This window comes from Geomicrobium sp. JCM 19037 (genome assembly GCF_000698105.1).
Taxonomy (GTDB): Bacteria; Bacillota; Bacilli; order Bacillales; family Marinococcaceae; genus Geomicrobium_A.
The window spans coordinates 42,007-58,286 of the sequence record NZ_BAWZ01000003.1 but is presented as its reverse complement, the minus strand read 5'-3'; the positions used below and the strand labels follow the sequence as shown (position 1 = coordinate 58,286).

The window sequence follows — 16,280 nt, the reverse complement described above, 5'->3', positions numbered from 1 at the left end:
GCTACACAATCCGCCTTTCAATATAAATATCGGAAAAATTATCGTCTTGGTAACAAGATACGCGTCCATCTTTCATGAGTTGTAATAGCGCAATAAAAGTTGTGACCTGTTCATTCACCGGTCCGTTTGTAAATGTCTCTTGAAAAGATACACGCATATGCACTTCAGAAATACGTGATACAATCGTGTTCATTTTCTCTTCAATCGTCCATTCTTCTGCCTGCATTGTTGTCTCTCTTGGCTTCTCAAATCGAATGCGTTGATTCATCCGTTGAAAGGCTTGAATGAGGTCGGTCATTGATACATCTAACGGGTCATTTGTTTGCTCGGTTTCAGACACGTCAATGTCAACATCTGTTGGCGACTTGCTATATAATTTGGCCCGTTCCATCTCTTTTTCTTTCAGATGTTGGGACGCTTCTTTATATTTTCGGTACAACACAAGTTGCTCTGCTAATTCTTCTCTTGGATCCTCTTCAAGCCACTCTTCGTCTTCGAATTGTTCGTCGTACAAGTCAGGTTTTGGCAATAACATCTTACTTTTGATCGCTAAGAGTGTTGAAGCCATAACAAGATATTCACTCGCAACATCCAACTCCAGCTGCCTCATAGCACGTATGTATTTCATATATTGAGCGGTAATTTCAGCGACCGGTATGTCATATAAATCAACTTCAGCTTGTTGGACAAGGTGCAACAACAGATCTAGGGGACCTTCAAATCCTTGCAGCTTCACATGATAAGGCTCCATGTGCATTCCTCCATCGGAAAAGCTCCTCGTTTACATACGCAACGGGGAGCTTTTATAGTTACGTTTCTAAATTTGTACGATGGCTTTGGCAATTGTTTAGAAATGGCTCTGTACTTTCGTTTCCGATGAACTTCGCATCTAAACGGTCTTCCAGGGTACACACCATTTTCACACCAATACCTTCGGAACGAAATGATGGGTTCACACACACGTGCTCCAGAAGTCGTGTTCCGTCTGCTTGTTCAGTGAACCCGATGACACCGACAAAGTCATCGTCTTTTTTCCATAAATACAACTTGCTCTTCTCATCTTCTTCATAGCGATGAATGGTTTCGGTTAGTGTTTTTATATCTTTAAGATCTGGCATATAGGATAATAACCCCATCGCGATCTTTTTAAAGGCTGATTTGTATTTGACTAGCATCGGCCTTACTCCCCCTCTTTACAAGAGATCACATTCAATACATTATTCCCGTTTCAAAAAAAACGAAAACATGGACACGCCATGTTTTTCGCAAATTAATCTCAGTCAATAATGTTCTATTATACAGATGCAAGGCTCGAACCTCAAGTTTTCTTCGTTTTGCCTTATAAATGCAAGTCGTATTGTGTTAGATCTTTGTAAGATTCTCTTCTCACGACAAGCTGATGTTTGCCGTCTTTAATGAACACAACAGGTGGTTTTGGCAAACGATTGTAGTTACTTGCCATCGAATATCCATAAGCCCCTGTAGAATATACAGCTAACACATCCCCAGGTTGCGCTTCTTTGAGTTGAATACGGTCAATGAGCATATCCCCACTCTCACAAGCTTTTCCAGCAATCGCATACGTCCGCATTTCTTCGGTATCGCGATGATGAAACAACGTCGCTTCGTATTTCGCATCATAAAGTGCTGGTCGAATGTTATCGCTCATCCCACCATCAACACTAATGTAATGTCGTACATCTTTAATGTGTTTCTCTGCACCGACCGTATATAAGGTTGTCCCTGCCTCTCCTACGAGAGAGCGCCCAGGCTCAATCCATATTTCAGGCATTGGAAGTTGCAAGCGTTCACTTTCTGATTGGATTTCATTCACAACCGCATGGACGAATGCTTGCGGATGAATCGGGTCATCTTCATTCGTATACCGAATGCCAAACCCTCCGCCTGTGTTCATTACTTCAGGCACAAAGGAGAATTCGTCATTCCAACTCTCAATATGTTTGTACAATACTTGAACAGCTTCTTTAAACCCAGCTGTCTCAAAAATCTGTGATCCAATGTGGCAATGAAGCCAAGTACATGTAGATTCGCATCATGAGTTGCTTTTTTCACAGCTTCCAAGGCTTGCCCACCCGTAAGATCGAAACCAAATTTCGAGTCTTCCTGACCGGTAGATATATATGCATGTGTGTGTGCCTCGACACCAGGCGTAACACGGAACAGTACGTTGGCGACACACCCAAGCCGTTTGCTTTCTTCAGATAGCATGTCGAGCTCATGGAAATTGTCTACGACAAAACAACCAATATTTGACTCTAAAGCTTCAACAATCTCTTGTCTGCTTTTGTTATTTCCGTGAAAATGAATCTTTTCTGGTGGGAAGCCTGCCAATTGCGCAGTGTATAATTCACCACCAGAGACGACATCTAAACTAAGACCAAGCTGGTCGGCAAGCTCGACCATCGCTATACAACTAAATGCTTTGCTGGCGTATGCCACTTGATAGCTTACACCTGCGGTTTCAAACGCTTCTTTAAATGCTTTTGCCTTCTCTTCGATCATTGCCGTGTCATATGCATACACAGGCGTTCCATAAGAGGCAACGATCTCATCTACATCCACGCCTCCGATGGTTCGTTCGGTTTTTTCTACATTTTTGGACATGCCCTCACCTCTTACATTTCATGCCCATTATTGTATCATCTCCACTTCTCAAAAAGAAGCGTTGTTACTTGTTCCCTTGTTTGACCACATCTTTTGGATTCACAATCTTTGGTCGCAACTTCATACTTGGTACAGTCGTTCTCGAAACAATTTGCCACATCCCCACAGGATCAAACGGTAAAAATGGCCATAAATACGGTTTATGAAACGGTTTCATTCGTACCATCCAAATAAAGGCAATCGTGAGTGACAACACGAACCCATATGCGAAAAACAAACCGGTTGCAATGATAAAGAAGATCCTCAAGATCTTTAAAGCAACGCCAAGCTCCGCACTCGGAACTGCAAAAATCCCGACAGCGCCTAAGGAGATGTACAAAATAACTTCAGGAGTTAACAGCCCGACTTGAATCGCTATATCGCCAATAAGTAATGCAGCAACGAGACCTAGGGCTGTCGCAAGAGGTGACGGTGTGTGGATGGCTGCCATTCTCAACAGTTCAATCCCGAACTCTCCAATGAGTACTTGGGCCATTAAAGGGACATTGTTTTCCTCTTCAACCCCTAAATAACTAAGTGTTTCTGGAATCATATCCGGTTGCAACACGAGCAACGTCCATAACGGTACGATTAATACAGCAGAAAGAATACCGATAAACCTTACCCAGCGCAAAAACGTTCCGACCGCTGCAGACTGTCGGTATTCCTCTGCGTGCTGTACATGATGAAAAAACGTAACCGGTAAAATAATGACAGACGGTGATGTATCAACGAACAAGACGATGTGACCTTCTAAAAGGTGAGTCGATGCTACATCGGGTCGTTCCGTATATCTGACGAGTGGAAATGGATTCCACCCTTGGTCAACGATGTACTCCTCGATCGTTTTGTCAGCCATTGAAATTCCGTCAATATCAATACTCTCAAGTTCTTTTTTTAGAATGGTTACAAGGTCTGGGTCTACAATTCCGTGTATGTAGGAAATGCAGATATCGGTTTTTGAACGCACACCGACTTGCATAATTTCATTTCGCAAATTCTCATCACGAACGTGCCTTCTCGTAAGCCCAGTGTTCTCGATGATGTTTTCTGTGTACCCGTCTCGTGCACCACGAACGACACGCTCAGTATCAGGCTCTTGAGGGGAACGTCCTGGATAATTTCTAACATCTACGACGAACGCCTGATTTTCCCCTTCTAGCGTGATAAAGATCAAACCAGAAAGCATGTAAAAAATACAATCCTCAATCGTTTCCGTGTACTCCACTTGCAAATGAGTAAGGTGATTTTCGATCGTCTCTTGAACAGTCGTTGCCTCAGGATCTAAATGATCGAGATGCATGAGCTCTTTTAACACTTCTATGACGTTTTCAATATTCGTAAGTCCGTTACAATAGTAGATTTGAATTTCTTTTTCTAATACATTTAGCTTACGTACACCGACATCAAAACTTTCTTCCATGCCGAGACGTTGTTTGAAGATCTTTTCATTTTTATGAATGTTGGTCGAGAGCGGTGTATGTTCTCGTTTTGATTTTTCTTCCATCGAATTAGCCACTCCTTTCCAATATTAGGTTTAACGCTCGCTGCGTGACAGGTGAGCCGTGATGAGGATGATCTTTGCCGCCCATTTTCCCTAAATCACCTACACCCACGATGATCGGTAAAGCCAATTGATCTAAGATGTAGACCGTATCTCCGTAAACTCGGTGGTCATCAAGCTCTTCGATTCCTTCTTTATCGACCCCATTGGACACAAGGTTTCCATTACGGTCAATGGACACATTGACCCTCGTCCAATCTCCAGACCGATTTGCTGAAGAAACAGCCAATGCCCCGAGCACATGAATGTGACCCTCTTCAACAAGTCTTTTCATTAATCGTTCACCAGGTCCAACGCTCGTCGTGCCTGCATCATCAAACATGACGACTGTCGTGTCATGCTTACTGTGCAAGATCGCCTTATTAAGATCTTCATACGTGCACACAGAGGGATTTCCACCAGACAAAATGATACACCCGAGGTGGAGAACTTTTGTAGCGGCTAGAACGGCCTTAACAGCTATTGCATCCCCGTCCGTGACAAAAATCACTTTACTCATCGTCATTATCCTCTCTCTAGTCTTTCCTATTATGATTCAAGACGTTTTGATTCATGCAGAGATTATGAAACAATACGGTATGTGAAATTTAATGACGATGCACAAAAATCCTCCAAAGTTCCACAATTCATGTGGGGCCTTGGAGGCAAAGATCATTCTACCATTCTTTTCGCATTTTTTCTAATATTTTTTTCTCTAGTCTAGACACTTGCACTTGGGAAATACCGAGCGTTCAGCCACTTCTGATTGTGTTTGATCTTTGTAATAGCGTAAGAATACGATCAATCTTTCCCTTTTTTCCAAATGTGTGACCACATCTCGGAGAGCCAGCTCTTCAAACCACTTCGAATCATCTGGGTCTGACAATTGATCCATTAACGTAATCGGATCTCCTTCATTCTCATATACCGTTTCATGAAGAGATGACAACGTTCGTGTTGCCTCGTTTGCAAATACAACATCTTCAGGTGTGATGTCTAACGATTCGGCAATCTCATTTAAAGTCGGAACGCGCCCTAATTTTTTCGTTAACTCTTCTTTTTCTTTTCGAATTTTGTGATTCAATTCTTTTAATGATCGGCTCACTTTAACCGTGCCATCATCGCGGATAAATCGTTGAATCTCTCCGATAATCATCGGTACGGCGTATGTTGAAAACTTCACTTGATACGTTAAATCAAATTTATCAATCGCCTTCATTAAACCGATGCAGCCGATTTGAAATAAATCTTCTGCTTCATATCCACGGTTTAAAAAGCGCTGAACGACAGACCATACAAGTCGTGTGTTTTTCTCGACGAGCTGATCTCGTGCCGTACGATCGCCTGCTTGACTATCCTCAATCCATTGTCTGACCGTTTCATCGGAAGGTTGTTTTCCTTTTTTTTGTTTTTGTCTCCATAACAACGCCCCTTAATGATTAAACACTTTATTCTTGGACAGCTGTTTCTTGACGTAGACGGTTGTTCCTTTACCAACGACAGACGTAATGTTCATTTCATCCATGAAGTTTTCCATGATGGTAAAGCCCATACCTGAACGTTCCAACTCGGGTTTTGATGTATACAGCGGTTCCCTCGCTTGGTTCACATCCGGTATTCCGCCCCCTTCATCCATCACCGTAATTGCGATTACATCTTCTTCTAAATGAACAGCAATTGTGACAGTCCCTGCAGGGTTTTCATCATACCCGTGAATAATTGCATTCGTGACGGCTTCAGAAACAACCGTTTTAATTTCAGTTAGTTCATCCATAGTCGGATCAAGCTGGGCAATAAATGCACCGACACTTACGCGGGCAAACGATTCATTTTGACTTTGTGCGGAAAATTGGATTTGCATTTCATTTTTCATTTATACGGCCTCCCCCAATGTCCGTAATGCCTGTGATTCTCGCTCCTCGACGTTTAGAACTTTAAATAACCCTGCCATCTCAAACAAACGGTGAACCGGTGGGCTTACACCGCAAACGACGAGCTTTCCATCTCGTGCTTGCAATTTCTTGTACCTACCAAGTATGACACCAATGCCCGAACTATCCATAAACGTAAGTCCTTCAGCATTTAAAATAATATGGCGAGTAGCTGGGTCGTCCAATTCGGCATCGACGACTTCTTAGCTCACTTGCCGAGTGATGATCCAATTCCCCGTGAATCCTCACACAAAGAATGTTATTCCTTTTTTCAATGTCCACCATAAAACTCATAACCGCTCCTCCGTTCTCTGAACTGCAATAGATCAATTGTGTCTCATGATAACATTCAACGTAACTTTATGACTTCCTTTTCAGTTGACAAAAGCAGTGCAAAACTTCTCCCATTGCTCATGATTCGTCAGAAATCGTCCCATCATCTGTGTTTACACCGATGATCTTTAACGCTGAGCGTTTAAACAATTCCCACCAAGACGCGCTATCTACCGATTCTGCAGCAACAATTTTGGAAGAGGCTACTGGCTCACCGTTTTGAATTAATTGAAATTCTCCAATCGTATCGCCCTCGGCAACTGGCGCTTTCACATCATTCATTTGGATGCGTTCTTCAACTTCTTCAGATTCTTGATTCTTCTTCAGCAATAGACTGATTTTACTTTCCAGTTTCCCAACGACCGAGTTTTTCGTGCCTTTCTCAACAGGAACAGTTGTTACCGCAGCCCCTTTATCAAACAGCGATTCTACTTGATAGTTACTAAAACCATGATTCATTAAATCGGTAATCGTGTTATTTCTCACTTGCGGAGTTTCAGCGCCCATAACAACTGCAATTAAGCGCATATCATCACGCTTGGCAGTTGCGGTTAATCCGTATTTTGATTCGCTCGTATACCCTGTCTTTAACCCGTCCATCCCTTCATAAAACTTAATCAGTCGATTCGTGTTTACGAGCCAAAATTCATCTTCTGTGCCTTGCCGTAAATAATCTTCATAAATACTTGTAAACGTTGTGATTTCCTCATGCTTTAACAGCTCTCTTGCAATTTTTGCTAGATCATATGCGCTCGTTTCATGACCACTTGAAGGCAAGCCGTTCGTATTATGAAACGTCGTATTTTTTAAGTCGAGTTCCTTCGCTTTATCATTCATCATCTCAACAAAATCTTCTTCAGTCCCTGCCAAATGTTCAGCCATGGCAACCGATGCATCATTACCAGAAGCTACAGCGATCGCTTTAAGCATATCGCGAACACTCATTTCTTCTCCCACTTCCAAAAACACTTGAGAGCCACCCATGGATGCTGCTTTTTCGCTAGTAGATACCATATCTTCATACTCTAATTCGCCTTCGTCGATTGCCTCCATAATTAAAAGCATCGTCATAATTTTAGTCATGGACGCTGGCGGAAGGGCTTGGTCCGCATTTTTCTCCATTAGAACTTCTCCAGTATCTGCTTCAATGAGTATGGCAGACTTTGCATCATCAATCATAGATTCCTCGACCGCTAGTGTTGGTTTTGCGCCACTTGTGAACAGCAAAACAACTGCAACAAATAATAGTGCCCCTTTACGTATCATGTGTTTACGCTCCTCCGTTTTTTTTACTAGTTTCACCAACGAAGAGGCGTTCTATACACATCTTTTGTAGCTTTATAGACTTCAATTAGCGGGTTTATCTTGACGTTAAACAAACAAAAATCCAAGAAGCATATGCTTCTTGGATCGGTATTCTCTACATTTCATCTAAAATAAGTGGCCTTGCTTCAACACGTTCCTCTGTCATTTCATAGCTTTCTTGAATAAGTGCCTTTACAGAGGCAACGTCTTCTGTATTGCTGTGCAAGTACACAAGTGCTTCCCCTTTTTCAACATAGTCGCCACGCTTTTTCTTTACTTGTACACCGACACTATGATCAATCGGGTCATCTTTTTTCATTCTCCCAGCACCAAGGTGTCCGGCAGCTTGTCCAATTTTTGCTGCATTCATTTGTTTTACATAACCGCTCGACTGTGCAACAACTTCAATGACGTGTTTAGCAGTTAAGAAGTCTTCTGGTCGGTCAACGAGCTCACCTTGACCTCCTTGACGGACAACAAACTCTTTGAATGCTTGTAACGCTTTTCCGGAGTGAATAAGATCTTTTGCAAGCGCTTCTCCTTCCTCTACATCTTTGACGCGATCAGCGAGAACGAGCATATGAGCAGCTAAACGAATGCTCAACTCCCTAACATCCTCTGGTCCTCCACCTTTTAATACGTCAATGGCCTCTTTCACTTCTAATGAATTGCCGACCATCTCACCTAACGGCTGGTCCATATCTGACAGTACCGCAACCGTCTCCCGGCCGAGCTCATTTCCGATATCGACCATCGTAGAAGCAAGTTCTCTTGCAGCTTCAATATCACTCATAAATGCGCCGCTACCGACTTTTACATCCAAAACGATGCCGTCAGCACCCGCCGCAATTTTTTTGCTCATAACAGAACTTGCAATGAGCGGCATCGCATTGACCGTCGCTGTCACATCCCGAGCGTATAATTTCTTATCTGCAGGCGTCAAGTTACCTGTTTGACCTACGAGAGCAAGTTTGTGGTCATTTACTGTATCAATAAAGTCTTCGACTTGCATTTCTGTTTGGAATCCAGGGAACGCTTCAAGTTTATCAATTGTACCGCCGGTGTGACCTAAACCTCGTCCTGACATTTTTGCAACCGGCACACCTGCTGCAGCAACAAGTGGTGATAAAATGAACGTCGTTTTATCGCCTACTCCGCCCGTTGAATGCTTGTCTACTTTTTTCCCTTCGATATCCGAAAGGTCTAGTTTGTCACCAGAGTCTGCCATTGCCATCGTTAGTGCAGCACTTTCACTTTTCGTCATGCCTTGAAAATACACGCTCATCGCCCAAGCCGATGCTTGGTAATCAGGGATAATGTCCGTTGTGTATTCACGAATAAATTGTTTGATCTCTTCATCGGTGTGCGCTCCACCGTCTCGCTTTTGTGCAATAAAATCTACCATTCTCACGACGATCACTCCTGTACTTATAATTTATAATGAACGAACAATGGCTCGTACAAGTGTTAAGAAATTCCCTTTGACTTCGTTCGTCGTTTCAATCACTTCTTCATGGCTAAGCGGTTGATCTAAAATGCCAGCTGCTGCATTTGAAATGCAAGAAATGCCAAGCACACGCATGTTCCGATGCACAGCAACAATCACTTCGGGTACAGTGCTCATACCAACAGCGTCTGCACCAAGGGTACGAAACATCCGAACTTCTGCTGGCGTCTCGTACGTCGGACCCGTCGTTCCAGCGTACACGCCTTCTTTTAGTTGTAGTCCCAGTTTTTCGGCTTCTTGTTTGGCGAGTTGTTTATACGCCCGGTCGTATGCAGAAGACATATCCGGAAAGCGCGGTCCAATTGTATCATCATTTGGGCCAATCAGTGGATGACTGTGCATATGGTTAATATGATCATCGATAAGCATCAAGTCTCCTGGTGAAAAATTAGTATTTACACCACCAGCAGCATTGCTTACAATTAACGTCTTTGCACCAAGGTCTGCCATCACTTGAACAGGCAATACGACATCACTCATCGGATAACCTTCATAAAAATGAAACCGCCCTTGCATCGCTATAACTGATTTTCCTTCTAGTGAACCGATGACAAACCTTCCGGCATGACCGGACACAGTAGAGCGTGGAAACCCGTCCAATTCTTCGTAAGGAATGATGGCATCTGCTTCAATCTTGTCCCCTAAGTCACCAAGGCCAGATCCGAGAATGATGGCAACTTCTGGTACAACATCGGTTTTTGACCTCATGTATTCAATCGTTTTTGCAGTCGTCTTCATGACGGTTGATTCCCTCCTAACAAGTCCAAAAAGCTCGTCCCATACTCAGGCATCTTCACACCAAAATTGTCCGCAATTGTCGCACCAACATCGGCAAATGTATCTCTTGTGCCTAAATTAACTGACTTGTTCTGTCCTTTTTGGTAAACGAGCAACGGCACTTGTTCTCTCGTGTGATCAGTACCTCGGTACGTGGGGTCATTGCCGTGATCAGCTGTAATCATGAGTAAGTCGTCGGCATTTAAGCTCTCAAACAGTTCAGGCAGCCGCTCATCAAACTCTTCAATCGCCTTACCATATCCGTGTGGATCTCTTCGATGCCCAAATAAAGCGTCAAAATCGACAAGGTTTAAAAATGATAATCCCGTGAACGATTTATTAGTAGCTTCAATTAACTTATCCATACCATCCATGTTTGACGACGTTCTCATCCGATCGTTTATGCCTTCTCCATCAAAAATATCATCAATCTTTCCGATCGCTTGTGATGTAAATCCACCTTCTTCAAGCGCATTCAAAGCGGTTGGTTGAAACGGTTTCAATGCATAATCATGGCGGTTCGACGTTCTTTCAAATGCCCCTTTTTCACCAACGAACGGACGTGCAATAATACGACCGAGCATGTACGGCTCATCAAGTGTGAGCTTTCGTGCTTTTTCGCAGATCTCATACAACTCTTCTAGTGGAACGACTTCTTCGTGAGCTGCAATTTGTAATACCGAATCCGCGGATGTATAAACGATAAGGCTCCTGTGTCGACATGTTCAGCACCAAGTTCTTTAATGATCTCCGTTCCTGACGCAACACAATTGCCGATAATTTTTCTGCCCGTTTCTTCTTCTAATTGGGAGATGAGCGCATCGGGGAATCCGTTCTCAAACGTACGAAATGGCTTGTCCACAAACAGGCCCATAAGTTCCCAATGTCCTGTCATTGTATCTTTGCTTTTGGATAGCTCATTCATTTTGCCAAAATCTCCAAGCGGGGTTTCTACTTGCTCCAAGCCAGGGCCATCTTTTAAGTGACCGAGCCCGAGCTGGTTTAAATTTGGGATACGTAGACCTCCAACAGCACGTGCAATGGAACCGAGCGTGTCCGATCCTCATCTTTGTATTCTAAAGCATCGGGTGCATTTCCAATGCCAAGAGAATCCATCACGACTAAAAAGACTCGGTTGTATTTTCGTTCACTCACAAAAATCTTCCTCTCTGTTCAATTTACGCTCGTGGATGATGATCCACATACACTTGGCGTAAATGTTTTTTCGATATGTGCGTATAGATTTGCGTTGTTGTAATGTCCGCATGCCCTAGCATTTCCTGAACAACACGCAAATCGGCACCGTTTTCAATTAAGTGTGTGGCAAAAGAATGCCTTAACGTGTGCGGTGTCACTTCTTTTGATATACCCGCTCGTTGTACAGTTTTTTTGAGGAGCTTCCAAAACCCTTGCCGACTCAACCGTTTACCTTCTCGGTTGACAAACAAATATTCATGTGACTCGTTTTTCGTCATCACTGGTCTTGCTTTATCCAAATACGTACTGATCGCTACTTTTGCCGGCTCTCCAAGAGGATGATTCGCTCTTTGTTTCCTTTCCCAATACAGCGGACAAATCCCATCTCCAAATGAACATCTTTAAAGCTGAGTTCACACAGTTCGGATACGCGAATGCCGGTCCCGTACATGAGCTCTAGCATCGCAACATCCCGGAGTTGAAAATGGCTTTTCGACTCATCGGCTGCTCCAATGAGTTTCTCAATTTCATTGATCGATAAAACAACAGGCAGTTTTCTCCCTGCTTTTGGTGTCTCGACTAAATCTGATGGATCATGATCTGTCACACGATCTCGAAGTAAAAACTGGTGGAATGCCCTAACCGACGACAACACCCGAGCGAGGAAGACGTCGTTCTTCCATCATTTTTAAGCGTATAAAAAAAATCCAAAATATGAGTGCGTTGCACATCGTTCCATTGCGTAAAATGGTACTCCGCTTTCATATGTTGCGCGTAAAGAAGCAAATCCCGCCGATATGCTGCTATCGTATTGTCAGCCAACCCACGTTCAACAATACAATAGTGTAAAAAATCTTCTATCGGATCGTTCAGCAACGCCTGTTCAGCCATTTATTCACCTCGCTGCCAGAAATGCCACAACCTCTCTTGAAAAGAAGGTTGTTGACTCACATCACTTTCAAACACTTTGATTGCATTTCCTTCAGGCTCATCAAATCGATGATCGCTTGGTATTCTGCCATTACAAACAGGATACCATAGTAAAACATGGCTGTGCATGCCACAAAAACAATTAAAATTTTCAGGCCATTCCAAACAGCTCTAGTCGTAAAAACATCGTCGTTGCCTCCTCTTTGTACACATTCGGACTCGTACCATCTTATGCCCAAAACCGTCCGAATTATACGTTTGAAGACGACAAAAAACCTTATCCGGAACTGGATCCGAATAAGGTTTACTCTTGACCGACCGTCTCTTTTTGATGTGATTGCTCTGCTGCTTTCGTCTGACAAGCATTACACACCCCATGAAAGGTTAATCGATGATCTTTTATTTTGAAGTTCCATTCTCGTTCGACCTTCGTCTCTACTTCTGCAAGCAGGTCTTCTTCAATCTCTGAAACGTCGCCACACTGAATGCAGACGAGATGGTGATGCGAATGGTCAGCCCCTTCTTTTCGCAAATCGTAACGGGACACACCGTCACCAAAATTAATCTTGTCAACAATCTCAAGTTCATTCAAAAGCTCTAACGTTCTGTACACAGTTGCAAGGCCAATTTCTGGGGCTTTATCTTTGACGAGTAAGTAAACATCTTCAGCACTTAAATGGTCTTCTTCATTCTCAAGAAGAACTTCAACAGTTGCTTCCCGCTGGGGTGTCAGCTTATAACTTTGAGAATGCAACTGCTTCTTTATAAAGGTCATACGCTCTTCCACAGCCATAATCTCCCCCCTTGATGTCTATCGTTATTATAATGATTCAAAATAACACTGTCAATACTAATCGATAATCATTATCGTTTTCAAATTGTAATCATTATAATTTAATAGTTATTCAAAGGAGTTGTTCGGTCACATAAGAGAGCAACGACGGTGACACAAATGCTTCAATTGCAGCAGCCCCAACAATGACAACGATTGCGACAACCATAAACATACACATCCTAACAAAGTGAGGGAAGATTGGTTCTGGGCGAATCGTCTTAATGAACTGTTGGCGGATCAATCTCAATGAGAATGCCACTGATAAAACAGCAGAGATCATAATGATTGGCACGAGCAAAATATTCTGGGGTAATACGGTGACAAGGGAAAGTACAAACCCCTCAATTCCCATCTGATTAACGAGAAAACCGACCGTAAACCCAATCGCGATCCCTTTCAAAAATAATAGAAGCAAGATGAGCGGCGAGCCAATGACCGACAACCCAAGAACGAACATGAGTCCGATGTATTTAATGTAATGAACGAAACTCTCCCAAAACAAATCGCCATCAGCGGTAAGCTGGCCATCGCCTACTTGTCCAAAAAATTGCTGCAAGTAAATGAACAAATCCTCTTTTTGGGATAAGCTCAGACTGTTAACGACAATTGCTCCGAAGATAATGCCCATAAAAAATAGAACAGCTGAAAACACGTATAATGATCGATATTCGGAAATATGAATATGGATTTGCCTTTCTACAAATGGCTTTAACTTCATGATAAAAAACCTCCTCTACCCGTTACTAGAACGTATGAGAAGGTTCATAGATTTATGACGAAGAAATAATAGAGTGTTTGTTCGCTGCTAGATAGAGCAAACTATACGCCGTTTTTGCATCCCGAAACTTCCCTTCCATTGCCTCGCTCAAAGCTCGATTCAGTGACCACATTTCGACGGTAACGTATTCATCTTCATCAAGAGCCTGCTCTTTATGTTGGAGATCTTCGGCAAGGAATACGGTAATAAATTCATCAGCGAAACCTGGCGATGTGTAAAAGCCGCCAATTTCCGTTAGCGAGCCTGCCTGCAATCCTGTTTCTTCTAGCAATTCTCTCTCTGCTGTCTGGATGGGTTGTTCGCCCGGTTCACACTTTCCAGCGGGTATTTCTAGTAAAGACTCTTCAGGCGCTTTACGGTATTGGCGCACGAGAGGCACCCGCTCGTCATCGGTCACAGCAATTACGGCGACAGCACCTGGATGCTTGACGACCTCTCTCACTCCGCTCTTGCCTTCGGGTAATTGTACGTCATGAACTTCTAATTGAATGATTTTCCCATCAAATACCGTTTTCTTCGCGATCGTTTCTTCTTTGTTTGTCATCTCGTCATCCTCCAACGTTAACGTATATTCCTTCTCTCACCTGCATAAGACTGATAGGACTAAACGAGCAAGGGGGTCTTGTGATGAAAGTGTACGTACAACCTAAGCAAGTGATCATCCAAGGAAAGAGCTGGCAAGTGCTCTATCAGTTGAAAAAATATCAAAAACATTACCGAACTGTCCAAGAATGGTGCGAAGCTACTCATTCACCGACGAAAAAACAATAACTAAGCATCGGCTGCCATTTTCTCTTCGATATGAGGCATGACCCTCGCTTCAATGATTTGCTCATCAACTTCACCTACAATAATGTCAGCGATAATGCCATCTTCATCAATCACATAAGTGGTCGGCAGCCCTTGCAGTGGATACATGTCAAGAAAATCACCTTCATAATCCATAAGTACAGGCATTTCCACTGGGTGTTCCTGCAAAAATTCAAAGGCATTTTCGATTTGTCGTTCACGAGTTGTGAGATTGTTGGCGAGGACTACGACGCCTTCGTCTTTATACGTTTCGTGTAAGTCACTCAGTAAAGGTAGCTCATCCACACACGGCTCACACCATGATGCCCATAAATTAAGAATCACTAGATTCCCTTGTTGGTCCGATAGACTCATTTCTTCTCCTTCACCATCGGCAAGCTCTAAAGAAAACTCTGGCGCTGCCATTCCGTGGTTGACACCAACGGGTGGAGAGGATACATTTTCATAGACGATACTTACGATAATGATGGCGGCAATCGCAACAGCTGAAATCGTCATCCATTTTTTCATTGGTCTTTTCACCTCAATATGAATACAATTGGTTTACAAACGGAAGGAGTAACAGGTTATGTCGGTTTTTGAAGCAATTATTTTTGGAATTGTACAAGGGTTAACAGAATTTCTACCGATATCAAGTACGGCGCACCTTGTCATTTTACAATTTATTTTTGGTACAAACTTTCAAGGCTTAACATTTGAAATTCTTTTGCACGTCGCTTCGATGCTTGCGGTCGTTCTGTTCTTTCGAAAAGATATTCTCGCAATCGTCACAGGCAGCTTGCGTTTTATGTTTGAAAAGAAACGTGAAGACCGTGGTGCCTTTCTTTTTGCATTATACCTCATTATTGCAACAGCCATTACCGGGGCACTTGGACTTATTCTGGAAGACGCAGCGGAACAATTTCTTAAATCACCGTTCGTCATCGCTGGCGCGTTGTTTTTAACAGGGGTCTTTCTACTAATCATTGAAAGAATTAAGTTTACGCATACCCGCTCAGTTAACGAAATGAATTTTATCGATGCAATTGTTGTTGGGTTAGCGCAAACACTTGCGGTCATTCCTGGCGTATCACGCTCTGGCTCAACACTCATCGCCTCTTTAGCTTTAGGTATTGATAAGAAGACTGCCATTCGCTTCTCATTTTTGTTATCGATTCCGGTCATTCTCGGTTCATCGGTGCTTGCAATTGGTGATCTTTTCCAAGGCGGCATGACTGATGCAGGCACTGTGCCACTCATCACAGCTTTCGTCGTTACATTCATTTTCTCGATTATTGGCATCAAGTGCTCATAGGTTGGCTTGAAAAGAGCAAGTTATTCTATTTTGCGATCTACTGTTTTATACTTGCCGTTTTCGTCGCGGCCTTTTTAGAGCCTGCGCACATCTAATCTCCTTTACGATAACGAGCGAAAGCTCGGATGTCAAAGAAGAATCTTCCCCCCTAACGAAACTATCATAAAACCTTCAAAGAGTGAAAGGCAAACCGCCTCTCACTCTTTTTTGTTTGCAAATTCCTCACATTTCCATCTTTCCAAACAGATCGTGGATACGTTATAATTCTAAAATATCTACCACTCGTATAACCGCAAGGATTGGCTTGCAAGTCTCTACCAGGAAACCGTAATTTCCTGACTACGAGTGAACATTATCGTGCTTTTTTTGGCGACTT

At 43.0% G+C, this 16,280-nt stretch carries 15 protein-coding genes, 6 pseudogenes and 1 riboswitch; of the genes and pseudogenes, 2 read left to right on the top strand and 19 right to left on the bottom strand.

Going from position 1 to position 16,280, the window contains the following annotated elements; all coding sequences use genetic code 11:
• Window position 1: 1 nt before the first annotated feature.
• The 18 genes and pseudogenes from JCM19037_RS02515 to JCM19037_RS02435 all read right to left on the bottom strand — a co-directional run bounded on the left by JCM19037_RS02515 (window position 2) and on the right by JCM19037_RS02435 (window position 14,344).
• Window positions 2-751: a segregation/condensation protein A gene (locus JCM19037_RS02515; RefSeq protein ID WP_042397528.1), complete on the bottom strand. Its 750-nt coding sequence runs from the start codon at window positions 749-751 to the stop codon at window positions 2-4.
• A gap of 58 nt (window positions 752-809) precedes the next feature.
• Window positions 810-1,175, bottom strand: a complete 366-nt coding sequence (locus JCM19037_RS02510; protein ID WP_042397525.1) for a GNAT family N-acetyltransferase — start codon at window positions 1,173-1,175, stop codon at window positions 810-812.
• A 164-nt stretch (window positions 1,176-1,339) separates the two neighbouring features.
• Window positions 1,340-2,625, bottom strand: a pseudogene (gene lysA / locus JCM19037_RS02505) (diaminopimelate decarboxylase).
• A 64-nt stretch (window positions 2,626-2,689) separates the two neighbouring features.
• Complete coding sequence (locus JCM19037_RS02500; RefSeq protein WP_042397522.1) at window positions 2,690-4,171, bottom strand: spore germination protein; 1,482 nt, start codon at window positions 4,169-4,171, stop codon at window positions 2,690-2,692.
• 4 nt (window positions 4,172-4,175) lie between these two features.
• Window positions 4,176-4,733, bottom strand: coding sequence for a stage V sporulation protein AE (locus JCM19037_RS02495; RefSeq protein ID WP_042397518.1), 558 nt, complete (start codon window positions 4,731-4,733; stop codon window positions 4,176-4,178).
• Window positions 4,734-4,884: 151 nt separating this feature from the next.
• Window positions 4,885-5,570 (bottom strand): annotated as a pseudogene (gene sigF / locus JCM19037_RS02490) (RNA polymerase sporulation sigma factor SigF).
• 69 nt (window positions 5,571-5,639) lie between these two features.
• A complete protein-coding gene (gene spoIIAB, locus JCM19037_RS02485; protein WP_042397515.1) occupies window positions 5,640-6,080 on the bottom strand; it encodes an anti-sigma F factor in 441 nt (146 codons plus the stop codon).
• Window positions 6,081-6,432, bottom strand: a pseudogene (spoIIAA, locus tag JCM19037_RS02480) (anti-sigma F factor antagonist).
• Between the two features lie 117 nt (window positions 6,433-6,549).
• Window positions 6,550-7,737, bottom strand: coding sequence for a D-alanyl-D-alanine carboxypeptidase family protein (locus tag JCM19037_RS02475; protein WP_042397513.1), 1,188 nt, complete (start codon window positions 7,735-7,737; stop codon window positions 6,550-6,552).
• Between the two features lie 154 nt (window positions 7,738-7,891).
• Window positions 7,892-9,187: a pyrimidine-nucleoside phosphorylase gene (locus tag JCM19037_RS02470; protein WP_152548909.1), complete on the bottom strand. Its 1,296-nt coding sequence runs from the start codon at window positions 9,185-9,187 to the stop codon at window positions 7,892-7,894.
• 24 nt (window positions 9,188-9,211) lie between these two features.
• Complete coding sequence (locus JCM19037_RS02465; protein WP_042397508.1) at window positions 9,212-10,021, bottom strand: purine-nucleoside phosphorylase; 810 nt, start codon at window positions 10,019-10,021, stop codon at window positions 9,212-9,214.
• Window positions 10,018-11,176, bottom strand: a pseudogene (gene deoB, locus JCM19037_RS02460) (phosphopentomutase). The gene JCM19037_RS02465 and the pseudogene deoB overlap by 4 nt, the downstream one beginning before the upstream one ends.
• A 62-nt stretch (window positions 11,177-11,238) precedes the next feature.
• A pseudogene (locus JCM19037_RS26555) lies at window positions 11,239-11,864 on the bottom strand (tyrosine-type recombinase/integrase).
• Entirely contained in the window at window positions 11,861-12,148 is a 288-nt protein-coding gene (locus JCM19037_RS24830; RefSeq protein WP_152548906.1) for a site-specific integrase, read from the bottom strand. Before JCM19037_RS24830 ends, JCM19037_RS26555 begins: the two are co-directional and overlap by 4 nt.
• A pseudogene (locus JCM19037_RS29810) lies at window positions 12,149-12,426 on the bottom strand (DUF4227 family protein).
• Window positions 12,427-12,491: 65 nt separating this feature from the next.
• Complete coding sequence (locus JCM19037_RS02445; protein WP_042427450.1) at window positions 12,492-12,980, bottom strand: Fur family transcriptional regulator; 489 nt, start codon at window positions 12,978-12,980, stop codon at window positions 12,492-12,494.
• A gap of 112 nt (window positions 12,981-13,092) precedes the next feature.
• Window positions 13,093-13,740, bottom strand: coding sequence for a stage II sporulation protein M (gene spoIIM / locus JCM19037_RS02440; protein WP_042397504.1), 648 nt, complete (start codon window positions 13,738-13,740; stop codon window positions 13,093-13,095).
• 52 nt (window positions 13,741-13,792) lie between these two features.
• Window positions 13,793-14,344 (bottom strand): NUDIX hydrolase, encoded by a 552-nt coding sequence (locus JCM19037_RS02435; protein ID WP_042397502.1) that lies wholly within the window; start codon window positions 14,342-14,344, stop codon window positions 13,793-13,795.
• 83 nt (window positions 14,345-14,427) lie between these two features.
• Here JCM19037_RS02435 and mciZ point away from each other — a divergent pair, with 83 nt between their 5' ends.
• Complete coding sequence (gene mciZ, locus JCM19037_RS02430; protein WP_042397500.1) at window positions 14,428-14,571, top strand: Z-ring formation inhibitor MciZ; 144 nt, start codon at window positions 14,428-14,430, stop codon at window positions 14,569-14,571.
• On the opposite strand, the gene JCM19037_RS02425 is transcribed toward mciZ, so the two are convergent.
• Window positions 14,572-15,120 carry a TlpA disulfide reductase family protein gene (locus JCM19037_RS02425; RefSeq protein WP_042397497.1) on the bottom strand — a complete coding sequence of 183 codons (549 nt, stop codon included), beginning with the start codon at window positions 15,118-15,120 and terminating at the stop codon, window positions 14,572-14,574.
• Between the two features lie 58 nt (window positions 15,121-15,178).
• Between JCM19037_RS02425 and JCM19037_RS02420 the strand changes: the two genes are divergently transcribed.
• Window positions 15,179-15,904 carry an undecaprenyl-diphosphate phosphatase gene (locus JCM19037_RS02420; protein WP_307189705.1) on the top strand — a complete coding sequence of 242 codons (726 nt, stop codon included), beginning with the start codon at window positions 15,179-15,181 and terminating at the stop codon, window positions 15,902-15,904.
• Between the two features lie 262 nt (window positions 15,905-16,166).
• A riboswitch (purine riboswitch) is annotated at window positions 16,167-16,266 on the top strand.
• Window positions 16,267-16,280 lie beyond the last annotated feature (14 nt).

Bases quoted from the DNA above. Each gene is read 5' to 3' on its own strand.
- JCM19037_RS02515 (WP_042397528.1), bottom strand. From the start codon at position 751: ATGGAGCCTTATCATGTGAAGCTGCAAGGATTTGAAGGTCCCCTAGAT.
- JCM19037_RS02445 (WP_042427450.1), bottom strand. From the start codon at position 12,980: ATGGCTGTGGAAGAGCGTATGACCTTTATAAAGAAGCAGTTGCATTCT.
- JCM19037_RS02510 (WP_042397525.1), bottom strand. From the start codon at position 1,175: ATGCTAGTCAAATACAAATCAGCCTTTAAAAAGATCGCGATGGGGTTA.
- JCM19037_RS02435 (WP_042397502.1), bottom strand. From the start codon at position 14,344: ATGACAAACAAAGAAGAAACGATCGCGAAGAAAACGGTATTTGATGGG.
- JCM19037_RS02475 (WP_042397513.1), bottom strand. From the start codon at position 7,737: ATGATACGTAAAGGGGCACTATTATTTGTTGCAGTTGTTTTGCTGTTC.
- JCM19037_RS02465 (WP_042397508.1), bottom strand. From the start codon at position 10,021: ATGAAGACGACTGCAAAAACGATTGAATACATGAGGTCAAAAACCGAT.
- spoIIAB (WP_042397515.1), bottom strand. From the start codon at position 6,080: ATGAAAAATGAAATGCAAATCCAATTTTCCGCACAAAGTCAAAATGAA.
- JCM19037_RS02495 (WP_042397518.1), bottom strand. From the start codon at position 4,733: ATGACGATGAGTAAAGTGATTTTTGTCACGGACGGGGATGCAATAGCT.
- JCM19037_RS24830 (WP_152548906.1), bottom strand. From the start codon at position 12,148: ATGGCTGAACAGGCGTTGCTGAACGATCCGATAGAAGATTTTTTACAC.
- JCM19037_RS02500 (WP_042397522.1), bottom strand. From the start codon at position 4,171: ATGGAAGAAAAATCAAAACGAGAACATACACCGCTCTCGACCAACATT.
- mciZ (WP_042397500.1), top strand. From the start codon at position 14,428: ATGAAAGTGTACGTACAACCTAAGCAAGTGATCATCCAAGGAAAGAGC.
- JCM19037_RS02425 (WP_042397497.1), bottom strand. From the start codon at position 15,120: ATGAAAAAATGGATGACGATTTCAGCTGTTGCGATTGCCGCCATCATT.
- spoIIM (WP_042397504.1), bottom strand. From the start codon at position 13,740: ATGAAGTTAAAGCCATTTGTAGAAAGGCAAATCCATATTCATATTTCC.
- JCM19037_RS02420 (WP_307189705.1), top strand. From the start codon at position 15,179: ATGTCGGTTTTTGAAGCAATTATTTTTGGAATTGTACAAGGGTTAACA.